Here is a 4,678-nt window from a genome sequence, read left to right on the forward strand (position 1 = left end):
GGTGGAGGTGCCCGGGCCGGCGGCCGGTGCGCCGCCGCTCGCCCCGGCACGTGCCGAGCAGGTCGGCCAGGCGCCCCATCCCTGGGCGCGCTGGACCTTGGTGGCGACGGCGATCTGCTGGGACCTGCTCGCCCGGTCGGCGGTGGGCGCGTAGGCCGTACCGCCGTAGGCGTTCCAGGTGGAAGGGGCGAACTGGAGTCCGCCGTAGTAGCCGTTGCCGGTGTTGATGTGCCAGTCGCCGCCGCTCTCGCACTGGGCGATGCGGTCCCACACTCCGCTGTCAGCCGCCGCGGCGTTTCCGGTCGCGGCCAGCAGTCCGAGGGGCGCGAGCAGTGCCGCCCCGGCGAGGACCGCCGTCGTTCGAACCTGGTTCTTCCGGGCGGTGGAGCGAGTGGTATCGGCGCATTCGGACATGTAGGTCCCTCTCGGAACACCCGGGCTTCCCCCTGACGGAACGCCACTCCCGCGCCATGGGGCGCGGGAGTCGCGCTCGCCCCGTCCACCGGAGCGGTGCTGTGCCCGGTTCCTGGGAACCCGGCGGCCGGCGGACGTACCCGAGCGGTGCTCGTTGCACACGGCGGAGGAATCTAAGGAGGCCGGGGGCCCGGCATCAACCAGTCGCCCGTCCGGGCAGGCCAGTTCACCGATACCTCGGGTAACGGCGATTTCCGGACACCCACTTCATTCGCGGATTTCCGGATTTGTCGACCCACCCCCATGGTGATCTGTGACCCACTTCACCCCTTCAAAGCCCTTGCCGCAGCGGCGAGTTGACGGTGAGTGCGCGATTCCGCGCCGAGCGTGACCCTGCGCGCTGGATGGTTCGATTCCGTTCGCCCTGGGGCGTGACTCCCGCCACAGATCGCCCGTTGTCTTCTTCATGAGCCGGGACCTACCCGGACCACGGGCCGGGAGCCACCCGGCTTTGCCACGCACCGCATCCCCGAGGGAGCCACCCGTGCCGCGCATGCTCGACGTCAGCGACGAGGTACGCGCCGAGATCGGCGACGAAGAAGCCGACCGCCTGCTCGCCGGAGAGACCGCCCCGGGCAGCTACGACTGCACCTCGTGCCGCACTCCGGGCGACTCCGAGCAGGAGCGCACCAGCACCGTCCTGTTCATCGGGGACGAGACCGCCGTCCTCGCCTTCGCCCACGCCGGCTGCCTGCCCTCGCAGGTCGTGCAGGTCACCGAGGAGCAGCTGCGGGGCGCCGTGAAGTCCATCGCCGGCGAAACCGTCGATCTGGAGCCCGACAAGATGGTGCCCGAGCAGGCGGTGCTCGGCGTAACCAGCGGCCTCGTCCTGATCGGCGGAGAGCTGCGCCCGGCCCTGGTGGTGGAGCCGACCGGACCCATCGCCCGGCCCGGCACGACCGGGACCGGCGACGACTTCCTGCCGCTGCTCATCGAGCAGGGCTTCACGCCCCTGACCGACCTGTCCGCCGTACCGCCGGTGCTGCCCGGCTGGTCGGTGCTGCTCGCCGTGGGCCAGCTGCACGCGGTGCTCCAGCCCGGCAGCAACGGCGGCCAGCCGGTGGCCTGGTGGCAGGCGCACCAGCCGCTCCAGGTGACCGACGGCTGGCGCGCGGCCGCCAACAAGCACCAGCAGGTGCTGATGTTCGCCGCGCCCGTCGGCTCGATCGGCCGCCAGCCGCGCGAGGACCTGCTGCGGGACGCGCTGGACAAGGCGGCGGCCAACGGCAAGCTGGTCGCCTCGACACTGCCGCTGGCCGGCACCTGAGCCCCCGCGTCACCCGCGCAGGCCGCACACCTGCGAAAGCCGTACCCGGGCCGCATCCCTTGACCCGCGGGGTCGTTTGGACATACGTGCACGCATACGACGTTCCACGCCGCCAGTCCTTCTCGCCGATCCCGTCCGCGCGATCGGCTCAGGACTCCCAGGGCGGCCCATCGGCCACGCCGATCTACGACGCGCTCTACGCCGAGTACGTCAAGTCCTTCCGCGCACTGCCCGGCGACCGCAGCGGCGAGGAGAAACTGGGCTTCACCGCCTTCGGGAACAGCCCACACGGTTCGGGCTCGTACGGAGGCACGTACGGCAGCTCGTACAGTGCCTACAGCGCGGGCGCCCAGAGCGCCCGGCACGCCGCCGGGCAGCAGCCGCAGTGGCAGCGCGTCGGCACCATCTCGCACGGCACGGGGATGCACTACGTACCCGCCGGGCTGCCGCCGGGCCGGTGCGGCGGCGTCTGAGCGAGCACCGGACATCAGAAAGGGCGGCCCCGTCGGGGCCGCCCTTTCCGGTGTTCTCGCGTTACTTCTTCTTGCCGCGCTTCTCGCGCACCCGTACGGAAATGTGGATCGGCGTCCCGTCGAAGCCGAACTCCTCGCGCAGGCGGCGCTCGATGAAGCGCCGGTAGCCCGCCTCGATGAAGCCGGAGGCGAACAGCACGAACCGCGGCGGCTTGGTGCCCGCCTGCGTGCCGAACAGGATGCGGGGCTGCTTGCCGCCCCGGACCGGGTGCGGGTGGGCGGCGACGAGCTCACCGAGGAAGGCGTTCAGCCGGCCCGTCGGGACCCGGGTCTCCCAGCCGGCCAGGGCCGTCTCGATCGCCGGGACCAGCTTCTCCATGTGCCGTCCGGTGCGCGCCGAGACGTTGACCCGCGGCGCCCAGGTCACCTGGCCGAGCTCGGTCTCGATCTCCCGCTCCAGGTAGTAGCGGCGCTCCTCGTCGAGGGTGTCCCACTTGTTGTAGGCGAGGACGATCGCGCGGCCCGCCTCGACGGCCATGGTGACGATCCGCTGGTCCTGCACCGAGATGGACTCGGAGCCGTCGATCAGGATGACCGCGACCTCCGCCTTCTCGACGGCGGCCGCCGTGCGCAGCGAGGCGTAGTAGTCGGCGCCCTGCTGGAGGTGGACGCGCTTGCGGATGCCCGCCGTGTCGACGAACTTCCAGGTGACGCCGCCGAGTTCGATCAGCTCGTCGACCGGGTCACGGGTGGTGCCCGCCAGCTCGTTGACGACGACGCGCTCCTCGCCCGCCACCTTGTTCAGCAGCGAGGACTTGCCGACGTTGGGGCGGCCGATCAGGGCGATGCGGCGCGGGCCGCCGATGCCGCCCCCGCCGAACGTCTCGCGCGGCGCCTCGGGGAGCACTTCGAGGACCTGGTCGAGCATGTCGCCGGTGCCGCGGCCGTGCAGCGCGGAGACCGGGTGCGGCTCCCCCAGGCCCAGCGACCACAGGTAGGAGGCGTCGGCCTCGCCGCTCGGGCCGTCCACCTTGTTGGCGCACAGCACGACCGGCTTGCCGGCCTTGCGCAGCAGCCGGACGACGGCCTCGTCGGTGTCGGTGGCGCCGACCTTGGCGTCGACGACGAAGACGACCGCGTCGGCGGCCTCGATGGCGTACTCGGCCTGGGCGGCCACGGAGGCGTCGATGCCGAGGACGTCCTGCTCCCAGCCGCCGGTGTCGACGACCTTGAAGCGGCGGCCGGCCCACTCGGCCTCGTAGGTGACGCGGTCGCGGGTGACGCCGGGCTTGTCCTCGACGACGGCTTCGCGGCGTCCGATGATGCGGTTCACCAGAGTCGACTTGCCGACATTGGGGCGGCCGACGACGGCGAGCACGGGCAGCGGGCCGTGGCCCGCCGCCTCGATGGCGCCCTCGACGTCCTCGGGGTCGAAGCCCTCTTCCGCGGCGAGCTCCATGAACTCCGCGAACTCGGCGTCGCCGAGAGCCCCGTGGTCATGCCCGTACGCGCCCTCGGACGCGTCCGAGCCGTCGGGCTGGATGTGGTCGTTCATGAAGTCCGTACCTCGTCGTTCATCGTGGTGGTCGGTGGAGTGCCCGCTGTTCCGGGCTGATCCACTACTCAGTGTCGTCTAGCGCCCGGTGAGGCGCCTGGCGTTTTCCAGGTGGGCCGCGAGCTGCTTCTGGATGCGCCCGGTCGCCTCGTCCAGCGCCTTGCGCGTCCGGCGACCGCTGCCGTCGCCCGCCTCGAAGGGCTCTCCGAAGACGACGTCGACGCGGGAACGCAGCGGAGGCAGCGCCTTTGTCAACCGTCCGGGCTTGTCGGAACTTCCCAGCACGGCCACCGGGACGATCGGAGCGTCGCTGCGCACCGCGAAGTACGCGAGGCCGGCGCGCAGCGACGCGAAGTCGCCCTCGCCCCGGGTGCCCTCCGGGAAAATGCCGAGCACGCCGCCTTCGGCCAGGACGCCGAGCGCCTGGGTGATCGCCGTGCGGTCGGTGGTGGTGCGGTCGACCTTCACCTGCCCGATGCCGAGCAGGAAGGGGTCCAGCGGCCCGATGAACGCTTCCTTCTTGATCAGGAAGTGGGTAGGCCGGGGCGCCACGCCCATGACCATCGGGCCGTCGATGTTGTGGGAGTGGTTGACCGCAAAGATCACCGGGCCGCTCGCGGGCACCCGCCAGGCGCCGAGCACGCGCGGCTTCCACAGCCCGTACATCAGGCCGACGCCGATGCGCCGCCCGACCTCGGCACCCCGCGCCGAAGGCAGCTCGGTCACTTTGCGGCCCGCTTCTCCTCGACGAGGGTGACGACGCACTCGATGACCTGGGCCAGCGTGAGCTCGGTGGTGTCCACCTCGACGGCGTCGTCCGCCTTGGCGAGGGGCGGCCGGCACGACGACCATGCACGTGATGTGCTTGTCGGTGTCCATGAGCATCTCGGCCGCGGCGATGGCCATCAC

General features: G+C 71.5%; 5 protein-coding genes and 1 pseudogene. 2 read left to right on the plus strand and 4 right to left on the minus strand.

Translation table 11 applies throughout. The annotated features are described in order from the left end of the window. Nucleotides 1-414, minus strand: a 414-nt coding sequence (locus ABZ281_RS38570; protein WP_356662677.1) for a transglycosylase family protein, incomplete at its 3' end; no start/stop codon positions are given. 544 nt (nt 415-958) lie between these two features. Between ABZ281_RS38570 and ABZ281_RS38575 the strand changes: the two genes are divergently transcribed. Beyond that, nucleotides 959-1,741 carry a hypothetical protein gene (locus tag ABZ281_RS38575; protein ID WP_356662678.1) on the plus strand — a complete coding sequence of 261 codons (783 nt, stop codon included), beginning with the start codon at nt 959-961 and terminating at the stop codon, nt 1,739-1,741. Between the two features lie 86 nt (nt 1,742-1,827). Next, entirely contained in the window at nt 1,828-2,214 is a 387-nt protein-coding gene (locus tag ABZ281_RS38580; RefSeq protein ID WP_356662679.1) for a hypothetical protein, read from the plus strand. Between the two features lie 61 nt (nt 2,215-2,275). Here ABZ281_RS38580 and der read toward each other — a convergent pair whose 3' ends face one another. The 3 genes and pseudogenes from der to ABZ281_RS38595 form a co-directional block, all read right to left on the minus strand. Then, a complete protein-coding gene (der, locus tag ABZ281_RS38585; protein ID WP_356662680.1) occupies nt 2,276-3,769 on the minus strand; it encodes a ribosome biogenesis GTPase Der in 1,494 nt (497 codons plus the stop codon). Nucleotides 3,770-3,847: 78 nt separating this feature from the next. Further along, nucleotides 3,848-4,495: a lysophospholipid acyltransferase family protein gene (locus tag ABZ281_RS38590; protein ID WP_356662681.1), complete on the minus strand. Its 648-nt coding sequence runs from the start codon at nt 4,493-4,495 to the stop codon at nt 3,848-3,850. Further along, a pseudogene (locus ABZ281_RS38595) lies at nt 4,492-4,623 on the minus strand ((d)CMP kinase); the annotation flags it as partial. The gene ABZ281_RS38590 and the pseudogene ABZ281_RS38595, both read right to left, overlap by 4 nt. Nucleotides 4,624-4,678 lie beyond the last annotated feature (55 nt).

The organism is Streptomyces sp. NPDC006265 (assembly GCF_040613555.1).
Taxonomy (GTDB): Bacteria; Actinomycetota; Actinomycetes; order Streptomycetales; family Streptomycetaceae; genus Streptomyces.

Excerpts from the sequence above, each read along its gene's own strand:
- der (WP_356662680.1), bottom strand. The coding sequence starts at position 3,769 with ATGAACGACCACATCCAGCCCGACGGCTCGGACGCGTCCGAGGGCGCG.